The sequence below is a fragment of the Cellulomonas sp. P5_C5 genome, from assembly GCF_054049655.1.
On the sequence record NZ_JBFULY010000004.1, the window covers coordinates 266,837 to 283,215 of the forward strand.

At 74.1% G+C, this 16,379-nt stretch carries 17 protein-coding genes; 6 read left to right on the forward strand and 11 right to left on the reverse strand.

Annotated features, from left to right (window positions below; all coding sequences use genetic code 11):
- Positions 1-125: 125 nt before the first annotated feature.
- Positions 126-593, forward strand: coding sequence for a DUF3806 domain-containing protein (locus ACXJKF_RS05975; RefSeq protein ID WP_456786810.1), 468 nt, complete (start codon positions 126-128; stop codon positions 591-593).
- Here the strand turns inward: ACXJKF_RS05975 and ACXJKF_RS05980 are convergent.
- The 3 genes from ACXJKF_RS05980 to ACXJKF_RS05990 are packed head-to-tail and all read right to left on the reverse strand — an operon-like array spanning position 565 to position 2,380.
- On the reverse strand, positions 565-1,464 hold the full coding sequence (locus ACXJKF_RS05980) for a hypothetical protein (protein WP_456786811.1): 900 nt from the start codon (positions 1,462-1,464) through the stop codon (positions 565-567). The genes ACXJKF_RS05975 and ACXJKF_RS05980 overlap by 29 nt on opposite strands.
- Positions 1,461-1,853: a hypothetical protein gene (locus tag ACXJKF_RS05985; protein WP_456786812.1), complete on the reverse strand. Its 393-nt coding sequence runs from the start codon at positions 1,851-1,853 to the stop codon at positions 1,461-1,463. Before ACXJKF_RS05985 ends, ACXJKF_RS05980 begins: the two co-directional genes overlap by 4 nt.
- Before the next feature lie 50 nt (positions 1,854-1,903).
- Positions 1,904-2,380, reverse strand: coding sequence for a ribonuclease H family protein (locus ACXJKF_RS05990; protein ID WP_456786813.1), 477 nt, complete (start codon positions 2,378-2,380; stop codon positions 1,904-1,906).
- Between the two features lie 114 nt (positions 2,381-2,494).
- On the opposite strand from ACXJKF_RS05990, the gene ACXJKF_RS05995 reads away from it, so the two are divergent.
- Complete coding sequence (locus ACXJKF_RS05995) at positions 2,495-3,013, forward strand: hypothetical protein (protein WP_456786814.1); 519 nt, start codon at positions 2,495-2,497, stop codon at positions 3,011-3,013.
- A 4-nt stretch (positions 3,014-3,017) separates the two neighbouring features.
- Here the strand turns inward: ACXJKF_RS05995 and ACXJKF_RS06000 are convergent, their stop codons facing one another.
- The 7 genes from ACXJKF_RS06000 to ACXJKF_RS06030 form a co-directional block, all read right to left on the reverse strand.
- The gene (locus tag ACXJKF_RS06000) at positions 3,018-3,554 is read right to left on the reverse strand and encodes a DoxX family membrane protein (protein WP_456786815.1); all 537 of its coding nucleotides are present in this window, start codon (positions 3,552-3,554) and stop codon (positions 3,018-3,020) included.
- A gap of 168 nt (positions 3,555-3,722) precedes the next feature.
- Positions 3,723-4,673 carry a 5'-3' exonuclease gene (locus ACXJKF_RS06005; RefSeq protein ID WP_456786816.1) on the reverse strand — a complete coding sequence of 317 codons (951 nt, stop codon included), beginning with the start codon at positions 4,671-4,673 and terminating at the stop codon, positions 3,723-3,725.
- Between the two features lie 154 nt (positions 4,674-4,827).
- Positions 4,828-6,225 carry a hypothetical protein gene (locus ACXJKF_RS06010; RefSeq protein WP_456786817.1) on the reverse strand — a complete coding sequence of 466 codons (1,398 nt, stop codon included), beginning with the start codon at positions 6,223-6,225 and terminating at the stop codon, positions 4,828-4,830.
- Between the two features lie 118 nt (positions 6,226-6,343).
- The gene (locus ACXJKF_RS06015) at positions 6,344-6,844 is read right to left on the reverse strand and encodes an RNA polymerase sigma factor (RefSeq protein ID WP_456786818.1); all 501 of its coding nucleotides are present in this window, start codon (positions 6,842-6,844) and stop codon (positions 6,344-6,346) included.
- A 220-nt stretch (positions 6,845-7,064) separates the two neighbouring features.
- The gene (locus ACXJKF_RS06020; RefSeq protein WP_456786819.1) at positions 7,065-8,672 is read right to left on the reverse strand and encodes a chromosome partitioning protein; all 1,608 of its coding nucleotides are present in this window, start codon (positions 8,670-8,672) and stop codon (positions 7,065-7,067) included.
- A 187-nt stretch (positions 8,673-8,859) separates the two neighbouring features.
- Positions 8,860-9,222, reverse strand: coding sequence for an ATP-binding protein (locus tag ACXJKF_RS06025; protein ID WP_456786820.1), 363 nt, complete (start codon positions 9,220-9,222; stop codon positions 8,860-8,862).
- Between the two features lie 156 nt (positions 9,223-9,378).
- Entirely contained in the window at positions 9,379-9,741 is a 363-nt protein-coding gene (locus ACXJKF_RS06030; RefSeq protein WP_456786821.1) for a VOC family protein, read from the reverse strand.
- 220 nt (positions 9,742-9,961) lie between these two features.
- Here ACXJKF_RS06030 and ACXJKF_RS06035 point away from each other — a divergent pair, with 220 nt between their 5' ends.
- Genes ACXJKF_RS06035 through ACXJKF_RS06050 form a run of 4 tightly spaced genes read left to right on the forward strand, consistent with a single transcriptional unit; the run spans position 9,962 to position 15,658 of the window.
- On the forward strand, positions 9,962-10,249 hold the full coding sequence (locus ACXJKF_RS06035) for a hypothetical protein (protein ID WP_456786822.1): 288 nt from the start codon (positions 9,962-9,964) through the stop codon (positions 10,247-10,249).
- Positions 10,246-13,140 (forward strand): helix-turn-helix transcriptional regulator, encoded by a 2,895-nt coding sequence (locus ACXJKF_RS06040; protein WP_456786823.1) that lies wholly within the window; start codon positions 10,246-10,248, stop codon positions 13,138-13,140. The genes ACXJKF_RS06035 and ACXJKF_RS06040 overlap by 4 nt, the downstream gene beginning before the upstream one ends.
- A 39-nt stretch (positions 13,141-13,179) precedes the next feature.
- Positions 13,180-14,250 carry a non-homologous end-joining DNA ligase gene (gene ligD / locus ACXJKF_RS06045; protein WP_456786824.1) on the forward strand — a complete coding sequence of 357 codons (1,071 nt, stop codon included), beginning with the start codon at positions 13,180-13,182 and terminating at the stop codon, positions 14,248-14,250.
- Positions 14,234-15,658, forward strand: coding sequence for a DHA2 family efflux MFS transporter permease subunit (locus ACXJKF_RS06050; protein WP_456786825.1), 1,425 nt, complete (start codon positions 14,234-14,236; stop codon positions 15,656-15,658). The genes ligD and ACXJKF_RS06050 overlap by 17 nt, the downstream gene beginning before the upstream one ends.
- Positions 15,659-15,662: 4 nt before the next feature.
- On the opposite strand, the gene ACXJKF_RS06055 is transcribed toward ACXJKF_RS06050, so the two are convergent.
- A partial coding sequence (locus ACXJKF_RS06055) for a M15 family metallopeptidase (RefSeq protein WP_456786826.1) occupies positions 15,663-16,379 on the reverse strand: 717 nt, incomplete at its 5' end.

Below are 16,379 nucleotides of genomic sequence, written 5' to 3' on the forward strand. Positions count from 1 at the left end.
CGTGGGGACCATGAGCGCCGACCGGGCGACGCGGGAGATCTCAGGTTCAAGCGCCGGGCCGCCGGCGTCGATAGAGAGGCATGGGATTGTTCAGACGCGCAGCGAGGCCGTCCGACGGACAGGTGGTGCCGCACCCCCACGCGCCCGCCGACGAGAGCCGCTCGGTCCAGGTCGAGCCCCTCAACGCCGCCGAACAGGTGTGGGCCGCTCAGCACCGCGAGATCATCTCGGGCCTGTGCGCGGGCACCGTCGACACGCAGTCGCTGGGTGACCTCTTCGACCGCGTGCAGGCCATCTGGCTGCAGGCCGACGAGCGCGACCGCACGGACCCGGAGTCGCTCGTGCACGCGTTCGGCGTCTCGCTCGGTGACCTCGTCGCGCAGCGCGTGCCCGGGCTCCTGTGGGGCGCGGCCCCCAGCGACGGAGCGCCCGAGATGGTCCTGACCCACCCGCAGGTCGACCTGGTCGTGTTCCCGGTGGGCGCCGTCTCCGCGTCGTGGGGTCAGGCCCCCGTCGGCTGGGTCGCGCAGTACGTCGAGGAGGCGTCGGCCGGCGCGCTCGAGATCATCGCCGGGGCGCAGCAGCCGCACTGACGACACGGGGCCGTCGCCACAGCGCGCGGTCCGGCGCGAGCGCCATGGGCACCGCGACCGCCGCGACCGTCAAGGGCCACGCGGAGTAGTCCAGCCCGATGAACAACCAGATGCTGCCGTGCATCAGCGTCACGGACACGACGAACGGGATCCGCAGGCGGCGGACCGCGAGCCACACCGGTGCGGTCAGCTCGAGCAGCAGCGCGCCACCGGCCAGCCCCATGCTCAGCCACCCGTACTGCGCCACCGTCTGGGCGAGGTCCTGCCCCACCGGCTCGGTCCCGCCCGACAGGTGTGCCGAGAGTCCCAGGCGCAGGATCCACGTCATGTTGTCGCTGAACACCCACTCCGGCCCGCTGTGCACCAGCTTCTGCGCTCCGGAGACGACGTAGACCAGCCCCAGGACCGCGAGCGCGGTACGCGGCGGCCACCCGTAGCGGACGCGGACGTCGGACCAGCCGTCGCGGGGCGGGCTCGACGCGAACAGGAAGACCGACGCCACCAGGACCGTCAGCACGTCGTTGTGCATGACCTTCCCGGAGCTGCCCCACAGCGCCGTCAGCGCCGTGTACGCGGTCCACAGCCCGACGAACGCCAGGTGCGGACGCCGCTGCGCGACGACCAGCACGGCGCACGCGAGCCCGATGACCTGGACCGCGACGAGCGCCCACGGTGCCGGGGTGCCGGTGTACCAGCTCATCACCGTCAGCCCGTCGCGGAGGGCAGCGGGGCGTCCGGCGACCTGGGTCCAGTCGCGCGTCGCCAGGCGCAGCGCGATGACCACCGCCAGGAGGATCTGGATCTCGGCCACCCGGAACCCCGGCCCGGGCGCGACCAGCCGCTCGTCGACCCGCGTCCAGAGCCGCCTCACAGGTCGACGTCCACGATCGTCGTCCGGTCGCCGTCGAGCCACCCGTGCGTGCTCACGTCGTACTCCCGGGCGATCCGGTCCAGCCGCACGGAGTCGACCGTCGCCGGGTCCACGCCCGACACCGCGAGCCAGGCCAGGACCTTCTCGCGCTGGACCTGCTCGGACTGTCCCCGGAGGTCCGGGTACTGCCGGTCGGTGGTGACCAGGACCGGGTTYGTCTCGTCGACCAGCAGCGGCTCCTCGGTCCCGTCGAGGTGCTCGGCGACCAGCTCCAGCCTGGACTGGTCCGCGGTCCTGACCTCGCTGAACAGCCGGAACGCGGTCAGCGGCCACAGCTCCAGCCCGCCGACCGCGGCGACGGCCAGGACCGTCAGGAGGGACCACGTCACGACGCGGCCGACCCTCGCCTCACGCTCCTGATCGTCCACCGGCTCAGCTCCTAGAAGAGAACGTCCGGCACAGGCTCCACCACGACGACCGGCGCACCGTCGCGGACACCCCGGGCGGCGATGCCCGCGAGCTCGTCGGCACGCTCGTTGAACTCGTCCCCCTGGTGCCCGCGCACCCAGACGAACGTGACCGCGCCGGGCCGCTCCGCGATGGCTGCCTCGATCGACTGGATCAGCGCGAGGTTCTGCACGGGCCCGCCGCCGGCCGTCCGCCAGCCCTTGCGCTTCCACCCGGCCACCCACTCCGACGAGCACTTGATGGCGTACTGGGAGTCGGCCTGGATCACCAGGGGCTGGTCTCCGGGGTGCGAGCGGATGGCCTCGAGCACCGCCATGAGCTCGGCGATCTGGTTGGTCCCCGACGCGTGCCCGCCGCTGCCGCTGGTCCCGTCATGGTTGGCCCAGGCCCACCCGATGGCGCCGCCGGGGTTGCGCAGGCAGGAGCCGTCCGTGCTGACCGTGATCACGGACAGTGATTCTGCCGTGCCCCGGACGACGGGACGACCAGCGGCACTCGCCCGAACGGGGTCATTCGGTACACAGGTGCTCACGCTCGCGGCGGGATCGACCGATGTGTCCGCATGACGACGTTCGACGACACGGACCTGTTCTCCGAGGCGTTCCACGACTTCCGCAGCGTCGGGAGCTCGCGTCGTCGCCCGGCGCTCGTGACCCCGGTGGTGATGGTGGCGGCCGCGCTCCTGGTGGCCGCGGGGTTCATGTGGGCGCGGGGCGGTCCGCTGCTCGCCGACACCTCCGTCGACGCGTCGACGCTCCTGCCCCAGTTCGCCGCCGAGCAGACCGCGCAGGACCGGCTGACGTCGGACGAGCTGGACGACCTGCGCGTCGACCGGCACTCCACCCGGTTCCTGGCCGAGACGTCCACGGGCCGGCACTACGCCGCGGTCGGGTCCGCCGGCTCGCTCTGCGTCGTGACCGTGCAGCCCGGCGAGCTGTCCGCGCTCACCTGCGCGCCGCCCACCCCGGCCGCCCGGGTCGCCGTGGACGAGACCCTGCTCGTGGTCGCGACGTCGGGGTCCGCCCCGGCCGCCGCGAGCGGCTGGCGCGAGGCGGGCCCCGACGTCTTCGTGAACGACTGAGGACTCACGCGGGCAGACGCAGGCGCGCACCGAGCGCCGCGGCTCCGACGACCGCGGCCGCGGCGACGAGCACGATGTCCTTCAGCACGTACTGACCCGTCAGGGTCGGCCCGCCGGCCGGGAACAGCTCGCCGAAGAAGAGCACCAGCGGCGACAGGATGCCGACGAACGCCCCGGCCAGGATCACCAGGCCGGTGCGCAGGAACAGCCCCGTGACCAGGGTGAGCCCGATGACGGTCTCCATGACCGCGGTGAGCAGCAGCGCGGCCGTCGGGCCGACGAGCCCGAACGTCAGCGTGCCGATGGTCCGCTCGGCCAGCTCCGCGGCGGGGCTCATGCCGGGGAAGAACTTCAGGACGCCGAAGCCGAGGAAGACCAGGCCGAGACTGATCCGCAGCGCGGTGATCGAGTGGCGCGTCAGGACCGTCGCGAGGCCGCCGACCGCCCGGTCGACGACCGACGGCGTCGTCGTGGTCGTGGTCGCGTGGTGGATGAACGTGTTGTCCGGGCTGTGTTGCGTGGTGGCCGTGAGGGTGGGCATGGTCGTACCTTTCCGGTCGGCACCCCGGTTGGGGCGCTGCGCCGGCGCGGTCCCCGGCTGGACGTGGCTACTGGTCGGTAACCACGTCAGGCCAGGAGGGCAGGTGCCCCTGTCTGATACGCCCGACTTCCACCCGTTCGGCCTAGTTCACCCGCGCGGGTGACGCCGTCAGCCCAGGGCGAGCGCGTCCACCACACGCTTCACGCTCGACGACAGACCCCACCTCTCCGCGAGCGCGACGAGCCCGTCGGCGTCCGCGACCACGTGCGGCAAGCGGTCGTCGATGTCGCCCACGGGTGCGTCGGGAGCCACCCGGACGACCGCCGGAGCCACCGTCAGGTAGTCCGCCGACTCCACCAGACGCCTCTTCTGCGTCGCCGTCAGCCCGGGGTCCCCGGCGTCGCGCGCAGCCAGGATCCCCACCAGCGAGCCGTACCGGTGGATGAGCTGCGCGGCCGTCTTCTCCCCGATCCCCGGCACGCCCGGCAGGCCGTCGCTCGGGTCGCCGCGCAGCACGGCCATGTCCGCGTACGCCGGCCCCGACGGGACCCCGTACTTCTCTTGGAGCACCGACTGGTCGATCGTCGTCAGGTCCCGGATGCCGCGGATCGTGTAGAGCACCCGCACCGGGACGGTGTCGTCGACCAGCTGGAACAGGTCCCGGTCCCCCGTGATGACCTCGACCGCGGCCGGGTCCTTCTTCGCCACCTCGCGTGCGACCAGCGTGCCGATGACGTCGTCGGCCTCGTAGCCCGGCACGCCCACCCGCGTGATGCCGAGCGCCTTCAGGACCTCGACGATGATCGGCACCTGCGGCGCCAGGGTGTCCGGGACCTCCTCGGCGCCCGTCGTGCCGGGCACCTCCACGGCCACCCGGTGCGCCTTGTACGACGGGATCGCGTCCACCCGGAACTGCGGGCGCCAGTCGTCGTCCCAGCACATGACGAGCCGCGTCGGGCGGTGCGTGGTGACGAGCGTCGCGATCATGTCGAGCAGCCCGCGCACCGCGTTGACCGGCGTCCCGTCCGGCGCCTTCACCGAGTCGGGCACCCCGAAGTACGCCCGGAAGTACAGCGAGGCGGTGTCGAGCAGGAGCAGCTTCTCGATGCGTTCGGCCATGCCGACGAGTCTGTCAGCAGGAGGGGACAGTCCGACGACCTCGTCCTGTCTGGCAGGACGACGGCGTCGGGTTGTCGGTGGATCGTCCGGCGTGACGAAGGCCGGTCGACGTCCCTCCGACGTCGGCCGGCCTTCGTGCTGTTCTCCGGAGGTGTCAGCCCACTGCGGAGAAGTCCAGCTGGTCGTCGACCACCGCGATCACGCTMCACGTCGTGCCGTCGGCGTCGGCGAGCTCGTACGTCGGCACCAGCACCGACGCCCCCGTCGGCAGCGTTGTCAGTGCGACGCCCAGGCGGGCCGAGACCAGCGTGACCTCCTGCACCGGCCACGCCAGAGGGCTGCCGGCGGTCGGGGTCGCGGGGACGGTCGGCTCGGTGGGCTCCGACGTGACGGAGTCGTCCATGCGCGCGCCCTCGGCCGCCAGCGGCATCACGCCACCGCCGCCCGTCGCACCGAACCGCGGGTCGCCCAGCCGGGCCACGGCCTCGGTCGGGCTGACGGTGTCGTAGCTGCCCAGCTCCACCAGCGGCGCCAGTGGCACGTACAGCGACTGCACCCCGTCGGCGACGAGCGTGACGTTGGCCGTGACCCCGGTCTGCTGGTCGTCGAGGACCTGGCTGGCCGTGACGTTGGTGACCTGGACGCTGCCCGGGTCCGTCGAGGCGGTGAACTGGTAGCCCGCGGGGTCGACGCCGACGGACGTCAGCACGTCCGTGGCCTGGGCGATCGCCGCGTCGCCCGTCGGGGCGGCCGCGTCGGTGCTGCAGTCCGCCGGGGGGTCGACGATCGCGGGCTCGGGCACCGCGACGGCGCCCTCGGCAGCGTCCTCCGCGGGTGTCCCGATGGAGTCCGGCGCCGACCTCACGCAGTTCCACGGGTCCCGCGTCGGGTCGTAGTAGGACAGGCTCGCGAGACCGTCCGGCGACAGCGACACGGACGCACCCGTGCCGTCGTTCGGGCCGACCGACCACGAGCCGTACTCGAGCCGCGGCTGCCCGGACACCCCGAGCGCCGCAGCCGCCGACGCGACCGTCGCCTCCGAGAACGTGCCGGCCGCGTCGAACCCCCACGCCTCGCCCGCACCGCCCTCGTCCGACAGCCCGCTCGCCGTGAACACCGTMCGTCCGCCCCACCACGGGTACATCAGCTTGGAGTCGGCTGCGGCCATGCTGACTGCGCCACCACCGGTCATCGGTGCCGTCTCCGGAGCCACCGCGTCGCGCCCAGCACCCTGGTCCAGCGTGATGGGCGGCGCGGCGGTCACGGTCTCCGGGGCGCTGTTCAGGCCGTACGCGTAGCTGCCGGCGCCGACGACCGCCACGCCCGCGACCACCGCGGCGACCTGGAGCCAGCGCGCCGGGCGGCGCGAGCGGCGGGCCGCGAGCTCGTCACCGGGTGCCGTGACGGCGACCCCCGTCCGGTCCGACACCGCCGTGTAGAGCGCGGGCAGGTTCGGGTCCACGCCCGCGGCGGGGTCCGCCGCCTGCAGCTGCGCGAACGCGACGTCGGGGGCGCTGTCGGCTGCCTTCTCGTGCTCGGTGCGGTCGTCCACGGTCCTGCCTCCTGGTTCGGGGTTGCCTCTACCCCTGATGTGTCCTCACGAGCCCGCCCCTTGCACCGGGCCGTCGGGGAACGTCCGACGACATCGGCGACCGCGACCGGACCGTAGGTCAGGCCTCCGCGGTCGCCCACGCCTCGCGGAGGCGGGCGCGGGCACGGCTCAGGGCGGCGTCGGCTCCGCCGCGGCTGATCTCGAGCACCTGCGCGAGCGCGTCGCCCGACAGGCCCTCCCACGCGTTCAGCAGGAGGATCTCCCGGTCGCGAGGGCTCAGCACGGCGAGCACCTCGCGGACGCGCTCCTCCTGGATCGCGCGGACGGCCGGGTCGTCGGAGTCGACCTCCTCCGGCACGTCGCCGACGGGGACGGGCCGCCCCTTGCGGCGGTGGTTGGCGACGACGAACCCGGCGGTGCGGTACAGCCAGGGCAGCTCGGCGCCGTCCGGGACGTCCGCGCGACGACGCCAGGCCACGGTCAGGACGTCGGCCGCGAGGTCCTCCGCCTCGTCGCGCCCGGCACGCCGGACGACGAACCGGTGCACGGCGGGGGCGTGCGCACGCACGAGCGCCTCGAACCAGGCGGCGTCGTGCGACGTGCTCTCGGCGTCGGCCATGCCGTCCACTGTGCCGTCATCCCGCACCGACGCGCCGTCCGGCACGCGGACGGTGTCGCTGTCGGGCGTGCTCGGTGTCAACGGCACAGTGCTCCCCTGCTCGTGGTCGGCCGAACGCTCTCACCTGCACTCTGTGGCGAGCACGCCCGATCTTGCACGCAGCGACGAACGAAGTTTCCCCGACCCTCGCCACCGCCACGGCGGCGAACCCCTGCCGGGGTCAGAGGCCGTCGGCGACCACGGCGGTGACGCGGAGCCAGGCGTCGCGCGTCGTCGTGCTCAGCGCGTCGTAGTCGATGGGTCCGCCCGCGACGAGCGCCTTGTCGTGCGGCACGTCGATCACGGCCCGGGTGAGCGCCCCGAAGTGGGACCGGAGCCGCTTCTGCAGGTCCTTGTCGACCTTCGGCTCCGGGGCGGACAGCACGGTGACCGCGCCCCGGACGGCCTCGTCGTGCCCGGTGGCGCGCAGCGCGTCGAGCGCCCAGGCGGCCGACTGCGCGGTGTCCTCGCGCACCGTGGAGACGACGACGATCTGGTCGGCCGCGCCGACGGCGGCCTGCCAGTTCGAGGCGCGCATGTTGTTGCCGGTGTCGATGACGAGGACCCGGTAGAACCGCGAGAGCACCTGGTGCAGCGACGTGAAGGAGTCCGCGTCGACCGACGACGCCGACGCGGAGTTCTCGTCGGACGCCAGGACGTCGAACTGCTCGCTGGGCTGCGTGCGCACGAACCCGTCGAGGTCCCCGATGCGGACGGCGCCCGCGGGTCCCAGCGCGGGCAGCGCGTTCAGGAGGTCGACGGCGGTGCGGGTGTGGTCGGCGTGCGAGGAGCGCCAGCCGAGCGTCCCGCGCGTCTCGTTGTTGTCCCACGCGAGCGTGTACCCGCCGCGCTGGAGCCCGAACGTCGCGGCCAGCAGCATGGTCGCGGTCGTCTTGTGGGCGCCGCCCTTGGGATTGATGACCACGATCGTCTTCGGGCCGTCCAGCGTCCGCCGCACCGAGGCCGCGGCGATCCGTCGGCGGCGCTCGTCGCGACCGGGACCTGGGGAGACGGCACCGAACGTGAGCCGTCGGATCCCCGCCTGCCAGCCGTGCTCCGCCGGACCTCCGGCTGCGGCCGGGTGCCGTGCGGCGAGCAGGTCGTCGAGGGTCGGGAGCGGCTGGGCGGGACCCGACGGAGGCGTCGCCGGCCGGGCGTCCGCGCTGACGGGCTCCGGGGACGACGGGGCCGCGGCCGGTGCGGCGTCCTGTGCCCGGGCGGTCGTCGCACGCGTCGCCGCAGGTCCGCGGGTCGCGGTCGGCGTGGCACCGCTGGCCGGTCCCGAGGGCTCCGGTGCGGGCGCCTCTGCGGGCGTGGACGCGTCCGCGGCCGCCGCCGGCGGCGCAGGGGCGGTGAGCGAGGCGGTGGCCGGCAGCGTCGGCGTCGGCCGCTCGGTGCTGGGCGCGGCGCTCGCGGCCTTCGGGCTGGGTTCCGCGGGGGCGTCGTCGGAGGCGTCCGCGCCGGCGTCGTCCGKGGTCGGGGGCTGGTCGTCCAGCGCACCGGGCGCCTCGTCGACGAGACCGTCGGCGTGGATCAGGAGCGACCACACCCCGTCGGGGTCACGCACCTGGACCGGCACGGGCCGGCCGACGGACTCCGCCAGCGCCGCGATCCGGGTCGTGATCGCCGCCCCGGCCTCGGCGAGGTTCGCCATCCGCACCCGCTCGATGACGCCGTCGATCGAGATCTCGCCGGTGCCGTCGTCGCGCACCTCGGCCCGGATGTCGGGCAGTCGCGTCGTCGTCGTCGACGTGCTCGTGCCCTCGCTGCCGTCCCCATGGTCACTCATGGTGTCGTTGCCCCTCGCTCCCGGTCGTCCGCCCCCGAAACTACGCCGCACGGGCCGCGCGTGCATCGTGGAACTGCAGGCCAGGGCTGTACGAATGGTTCCGCGAGCACGCTGAGCAGGGTCCGACGGCCCGCGGTGCGGGATTCGACACACTCGGACATCCCGGGCGTGTCGGCGCGGGAGGCGCTCACTCGTCGGTGCGGACCTCGAACCAGACCGTCTTGCCGTCGGGATGGACCTCGGTGCCCCAGTCCGACGACAGCGCCTCGACGAGCGCCAGCCCGCGGCCGCTCGGTGCGGTCGGCTCGGGGTGCCCGACCGTCGGGGTACCGCCTCCGCTGTCGCGGACACCCACCCGGACGACGTCACCGTCGATCCGCACCTGGACGCGCACCGCCCCCGCGTCGGGGCCGTGCACCACCGCGTTGGACACCAGCTCGCCCGTGAGGAGCTCCACCACCTGGTTCGACGCCCCGCCGACCCCGGCACCGGCGATGGTCCGCATCACCCAGTGCCGTGCCGCCCGCGGGGCGGAGCGCTCGGCATCCACGACCAGCTCGTCGTCGATGATGTGCGCGTCACGTCGACGCGCACTCTTCGCACTCCGGAGATCTCGCACATCGCCCACCCGTCAAGCGTGCCCGACCTGGTCCGTTCCTGCTTGGGGGGACCACGGGCGCGTCCGGGTGAACGGGTCCACCCGGGCTCAGCCCAGCTGCACCAGACCCACGAGGTTGCCCTCGGAGTCCCGGACGAACGCGTGCTGCTCGTCCGTGCCGGCCGGACCGAGCGTGTCGTCCTCGTGGCGGAAGATCACGTGCGGCTCGGACTCCACGACGACGCCCTGCGCGCGCAGCCGCTCGACCGTCGCGGCGACGTCGTCGACCCGCAGGTAGAGCAGCGCGGACGGGGCACCCGCGTCGAGCAGCAGCCGGACGCCGTCGAGGTCGAAGAACAGCAGGCCCGGCGGGTCGAAGCGCGCGGTCGGCGGGCGGCCGAGGAGGTCGGCGTAGAACGCCGCGGCACGGTCGAGGTCCTGCGCGCGCTGGGCGACCTGCACGAGTCCCATGCGCCCATCGTGCACCGCGGCCCGGCTCCGGTCATCTGAGGTACCTCAGATGATCACGGGGCCACCTCAGACGCCCCGTGACCGCGCTCAGACGATCCTCAGCACCACCCGCTGCCCAGGACCCGTCGACCGTCCGATCCGCAGACCCCCGCCTCACGACGACAGTCGTCCTTGTCAACGAGAGCCGGGCAGATCGTCCGGCGTTCATGAGGAGGACACCATGGCTGACTTCTGGGGACCTGGCCTCGACGCCGAGCTCGCCTACCGTCACGAGCGCCTGTTCACGGCGCTGCGCCACACCCCGTACGGGGACACGCACGACTCCCGCGGGGGTGACCACGACGACCTGGTGGCGGCCACGACGCACGAGCCCGGCTCCGCGTCGGCACTCGCGGCGGCCGCCCGCCCGGACGGCTCGCTGCGTCCCGTCCAGCCCACGCACCCGTTGGTGAGTGCGGCGCGTGGGTGGCTGCTGCGAGGATCGGAGTCATGGCACGTGGCTCGATGAGCACACCCTTCGTCGCCCGCGCGCAGCAGGTCGACCAGCTCACGCTGGCGCTGCAGCGCGCGGGCGTCGGCGAGCCCTCGACGGTGCTGATCGGCGCGGACGCGGGCGTCGGCAAGACCCGCCTGCTGCGGCACGTCGCGGAGCTGGCGGACGCGTCCGGGGCGCGGGTCGTCGTGGCGCACTGCGTCGACCTCGGCGAGATCGGCCTGCCGTACCTGCCGTTCGCGGAGGCGCTGTCCCAGCTGTACGCGCTCGACCCCGAGGCCGTCGGCGCGGTCGTCACCAACCGTCCCGCGCTCGCGCGGCTGCTGCCCGGGCCGTCCGGCGGGGCCGCCCCGGACGACCAGTCGAACCGGCTCCAGCTCTTCGACGGGCTGGTCGAGGTGCTCGGCGCGGTCGGCCGACCCGGGCACCCGCTCCTGCTGGTCCTGGAGGACCTGCACTGGGCGGACGCGTCCAGCCGCGACGTGCTGCGCTTCCTGGTGTCGCGGCTGCGCGACCAGCACCTGCTCGTCGTCGCCAGCTACCGCACGGACGACCTGCACCGGCGTCACCCGTGGCGGCCTGTCGCGACGGAGCTCAGCCGGCACCCCCGGGTCGAGCGGCTGGACCTGTCGCCGTTCACCGACGACGAGCTCCGCGAGTTCACCACGGCGCTGAGCGGCACCCCGCTGACGGAGTCCACGCTGCGCCGGGTCATCGACCGGTCCGAGGGCAACGCGTACTTCGCGGAGGAGCTCCTGGAGGCCGGCGCCGAGGCGGACGAGCTGCCGTGGTCCCTCGCGGACGTCCTGCGCGCACGCCTCGAGCTGCTCGACCCGACCGTCCAGCGGCTGGCCCGCATCGCGTCGGCGGCAGGTCGGCGGGTGTCCGAGCCCCTGCTGCGCGCGGCTGTCGCGGCGGACGGGGACGCGCAGCTGACCGCCCCAGGCGCGATGGACACGGCGCTGCGGGAGGCCGTCGCGCACCACGTGCTGGTCGGCGAGGACGAGCTCATCGCGTTCCGGCACGCGCTGCTGGCCGAGGCCGTGTACGCCGACCAGCTCCCCGGGGAGCAGTCGTCGCTGCACCGCGCCTACCTGCGCGTGCTCCGCGACGACCCGACGCTGGGACCGTCGTCGCAGCTGGCCTCGCACGCGCTGCGCGCCCCGGACCTGCCGATGGCGCTGCGCGCGTCGCTCGACGCGGCCGGCCAGGCGCACGAGGTGCTCGCCCCGGCGGAGGAGCTGCGGCACCTGGAGGTCGTGCTGCGGCTGTGGGAGGCCGTCCCGGAGGTCACCGCGACCCTCGGCACGGACCACATCGACGTGCTGGTCTCCGCCGCCGCGGCCGCGAGCAGCGCCGGGCAGGTGGACCGGGCGGTCCAGCTCGCGCGCGCCGCCGTCGAGGAGACCGCGTCCGACGTCCCCCGGCAGGCCGGCCTGCGCACCGGGCTCGCGCGGTACCTGCTGGGCGTGGAGAGCGTGCACGACGCGCTGGAGCAGTCGTCGCGGGCGCTGGCGGACCTTCCCGACACCGCGACGCCCGCCCGCGCGTGGGCGCTGGCCACCTACGCGCGCGGTGCCCTGAACGCGGACCTCGACGCGGAGGCCGAGGCGAGCGCGACCCGCGCGGTCGAGCTCGCGCGGGAGGTCGGGGCGGCCGACGCGGAGTCCGACGCGCTGACCACCCTGGCGGTGCTCGTCGTGGACGACGAGAAGCGCGCCGCCGAGCTGCTGCGCAGCGCGCTCGCCCGCGCCCGGGAGGCCTGCGACTACGCCACCGAGCTGCGGACCATGTACAACCTGGCGAGCAACCGGTACTACGCGGGGGACCTGGCAGGGGCCACTCAGGTGACGGCCGACGGCGTCGAGCGGGCCCGGGCGCTGGGCATGGCGTGGAGCGTCTACGGGGTCGAGCTCCACATGTTCACGCACCTCATCCGGTACGTCTCGGGCGACCTCACGCCGACCACGATCGGCGCGGTCCCGGACGAGCTGGCGGACACGCTGATCGCGGTGGGCCTGTACGGCGCCGCGGCCCGCGGGGACGCCGACACGGTCGAGCGCGGCTACGCCCTGGAGCCCCGGTGGTCCCGCGACGGGCTCATCGCCCTGCTCGCGGGCGGCTGCACCATCGACGCGCACACGTGGCGCGGGGAGCTCGACGAGGCGATCGCGCTGGCCCTGCGGCTGCTGGAGCACCTGTGGCGCGCGTGGTCCGACTACTTCCTGGGCGGCATCTGGCTGGTGGCGCTGGCCCTGAGCGCCCTGGCCGACGCGGCCGCGCAGGAGCGGCTGCTGGGCCGGGACGTGTCCGAGCGGCTGGCGCTGGGCGACAGGCTGCTGGAGCGTGCGCGGACGACGGCCGAGCGCGGTCGGCCGCGCGGCGGTCGGCTGGGCCCCGAGGGGCGGGCGTGGCTGGCGCGCGCGCACGCCGAGCACTCCCGGCTCACCGGGATCAACGACGTCGCGCTGTGGCGCGCGACCGTCGCGGAGTTCGGCTTCGGGTACCGCTACGAGGTGGCGCGCAGCCGGTTCCGGCTCGCGGAGGCGCTGCTGGAGTCGGGCGACCGCGACGCCGCACGCGACGAGGCCGGCCTCGCGCTGACCGACGCGGACGCGATGGGCGCCGTCCCGCTGGCGACCGCCGTCCGCGGGCTGGCGCGGCGCGGCCGGCTGGACCTGCCGGGTGTCCGGCTCGGCGGCGTCGACGTGCTGACCGCGCGGGAGGCCGAGGTGCTCGCGCTCGTCGCGCAGGGTCTGTCCAACCGGCAGATCGGCGAGAAGCTCTTCATCTCCGCCAAGACCGTGTCCGTGCACATCTCCAACCTGCTGGCCAAGCTGGGTGTCTCGGGCCGCGCGGAGGCCGTGTCGGTCGCCCACCAGCGGGGGTTGATCGGTGCCGGTTGACCTGGGCAGGCTTCCCGACGAGCCCCTAGGTTGAGGGTCATGTCGCCGTCGAAGACCCCCGCCGTCGAGCTCGAGGTGCGCGGCCGGACCGTGCGGGTCAGCAGCCCGGACAAGGTCTACTTCCCGGAGCGCGGGCTCACCAAGCTCGACGTCGTGCAGTACTTCGTGTCCGTCGGCGACGGCATCCTCGGTGCCCTGCTGGACCGGCCGACCACCCTGGAGCGCTGGCCGAAGGGCGTGTTCGAGGGCGCCAAGCTGGCCACCCGGATGGACTCGACGGGCGACGCGTTCTACCAGAAGCGCGTCCCGCAGGGTGCCCCGGAGTACGTGCGGACCGCACGGATCACGTTCCCCAGCGGCCGGACGGCGGACGAGGTGGCGCCCAGCGAGCTGGCCGTCGTCGCCTGGGCCGCCAACCTGGGCACCCTCACGTTCCACCCGTGGCCCGTGCTCGGCGACGACGTGGACTCCCCCGACCAGCTGCGCATCGACCTGGACCCGCAGCCCGGCACGGACTTCGACGACGCCGCGCGCGTGGCACCCCGAGTGCGGGAGCTGCTGGCGGAGCACGGCCTGGAGGGCACCCCGAAGACGTCCGGCGGTCGCGGCATCCACATCTTCGTGCCCATCGAACCGCGCTGGTCGTTCGTCGAGGCCCGCCGGGCCACCATCGCGCTCGGTCGGGAGCTGGAACGACGGATGCCCGCCGAGGTCACCATGAAGTGGTGGAAGGAGGAGCGCGGCCAGAAGATCTTCGTCGACTACAACCAGATGGCCCGCGACCGCACCATCGCCTCCGCGTACTCGATCCGCACCAACCCGCGCGCCACCGTCTCCGCGCCGCTGCGCTGGGACGAGGTGGCGGACGTGCACCCGAACGACTTCGACGTGACGACGATGCCCGCCCGGTTCGCGGAGGTCGGCGACCTGTTCGCCGCGCTCGTGGGCCACGCGGCGCCACGCGGCTCCATCGACTCGCTCCTGGAGCTGGCCGAGCGGCAGGAGCACGAGGAGGGAGAGGGCGACCTGCCCTACCCGCCGGAGTACCCGAAGATGCCCGGCGAGCCCAAGCGCGTGCAGCCGAGCAAGGACCGTGACCGCCCCCGCTGAGCCCGCGGGCATCGTCTACGCCTCCGCGCGGGGCCGCTGGATCCTGTTCGCGACCGTCCTCGGTTCCGCGATCGCGTTCATCGACGCGACGGTGGTGACGATCGCGCTCCCGACGATCGCCGAGGACCTCGACGCCAGCACCGCGGACCTGCAGTGGACCGTCAACGCCTACGCCCTGACGCTCGCCGCGTTCCTGCTGCTGGGCGGCTCGCTCGGGGACCGCTTCGGGCGACGCCGGGTGTTCCTGGTCGGGGTGGTCTGGTTCGCCGTGGCGTCACTGCTCTGCGCGGTCGCGCCGACCATCGGCGTACTCAACGCCTCGCGCGCGTTCCAGGGCATCGGTGGGGCGCTGCTGACGCCGGGGTCGCTGGCGATCATCCAGGCCACGTTCAGCGGCACGGACCGCGGGCGCGCGATCGGTGCCTGGTCCGGCCTCGGCGGCATCGCGGGAGCGGTGGCGCCGTTCCTCGGCGGCTGGATCGTCGAGGTCACCACCTGGCGGTGGATCTTCGGCATCAACCTGCCGCTGGCCGCCGTCGTCGTGTGGGTCTCGGTGCGGCACGTGCCGGAGAGCGCGGACCCGACGGCCGTGAAGAAGCTCGACATCGCCGGCACGGTCCTGGGCGCCCTCGGGCTGGCCGGCCTGACCTACGGCTTCACGATCTGGACCGAGCGCGGCACCCCCGACGCCCTCGTGCTGGGCAGCCTGGCGCTCGGGGTCCTCGCGATGGTGGCGTTCGTCGTCGTCGAGTCCCGCGCCACCGCTCCCTTGCTGCCGCCCGCGCTGTTCCGGTGGCGGCCGTTCGCGGGCACCAACGCCGCGACGCTGCTGATCTACGCGGCGATCTCCGGCTTGTTCTTCTTCCTCGTCGTGACCCTGCAGGTGGTCGCCGGCTACTCGCCGCTCGCCGCCGGCCTGGCCCCGCTGCCCGTCACCGTGCTCATGCTGCTGCTGTCCCCGCGGGCAGGTGCGCTGAGCACGATCATGGGCCCGAAGATCCCGATGACGGTCGGCCCGCTCGTGTGCGCCGTCGGAGCGGTCATGCTCGCCGGGATCGGACCCGGCTCCCCCTACCTCACGCACGTCCTGCCGGGGGTCGTCGTGTTCGGGCTCKGCCTGTCCGCGACCGTCGCCCCGCTCACGACGACCGCCCTCGCGGCAGCGCCCGACCACCTGGCCGGAGTGGCCAGCGGCGTCAACAACGCCGTCGCGCGCGTGGCCGGGCTCCTGGCCATCGCGGTGCTGCCGCTGGTCGCGGGCGTCGGGTCGTCGCTGACCGACCCTGCCGCCCTGGAGTCGGCCAACAGCGTGGCGATGTTCGCGTGCGCCGGGCTGCTCGCGGGCGGCGCGGTGATCGCGCTGCTCACCGTGCCGTCGAGCGCCGAGGCCGTCCGGCCCCCGACCTGACAGCTCAGCCCCGGTACTCGAAGTGCCAGTACTCCGGGTTGGAGCCGTTCCGGCCCGCCCACGACGGGGACGCCCACCCGTACGCGGGGCCGTTGCTCACCAGCCAGTCGCGCTGCGGGGTGTCCCAGCCGTACTCGCACGGCAGCTCCGGCACGTCGAGCGCCCTGCCCGTGCCGTGCGACGACGTCCCCGGCGTGGCGGCGACCGACCCGAGCGCGTCCCGCATCGCCACCTGCGTGTCGTAGTCGCGGTACGTCAGGTCGAGGTCCAGGTCGTGCCCGAACTGCGCGCGGAACGCGCCGTTCAGACGCTCCAGCGCCGCCGCCGCCGCGTTGGTCAGGTAGTACGGCGTCCCGCGGGGGTCGACGTCCCACGAGATCGCGCTGAGCGACTCCGGGGGCAGCCTGCCGTTCGACCCGTCGCCGCCGGCCGTGGCGGGCGAGGTGTAGAACGGCGGGCCGGTGTAGGTGGTGTCGCACGACGGCGCGGCGGCACCGGCGGACGGCTTCGACGACGGTGGGGTGGTCGGCCGGGCGGCCTCGGCAGCGGCCGCCGCCTCCGCCTGCAGCCACGCCTCGTGCGCGGCGACCACCGCGGCGTCGGCGGCGACGAGGGCTGCCGTGACCGCGCGGAGAGCCGTGGCGCTGCGCGTGCCGGTCGGGGCGGCCCGGTCGGTCGCAGTCGCCGGGTCCGCGGCCGCTGGGTCCGTGGCCGCTGGGTC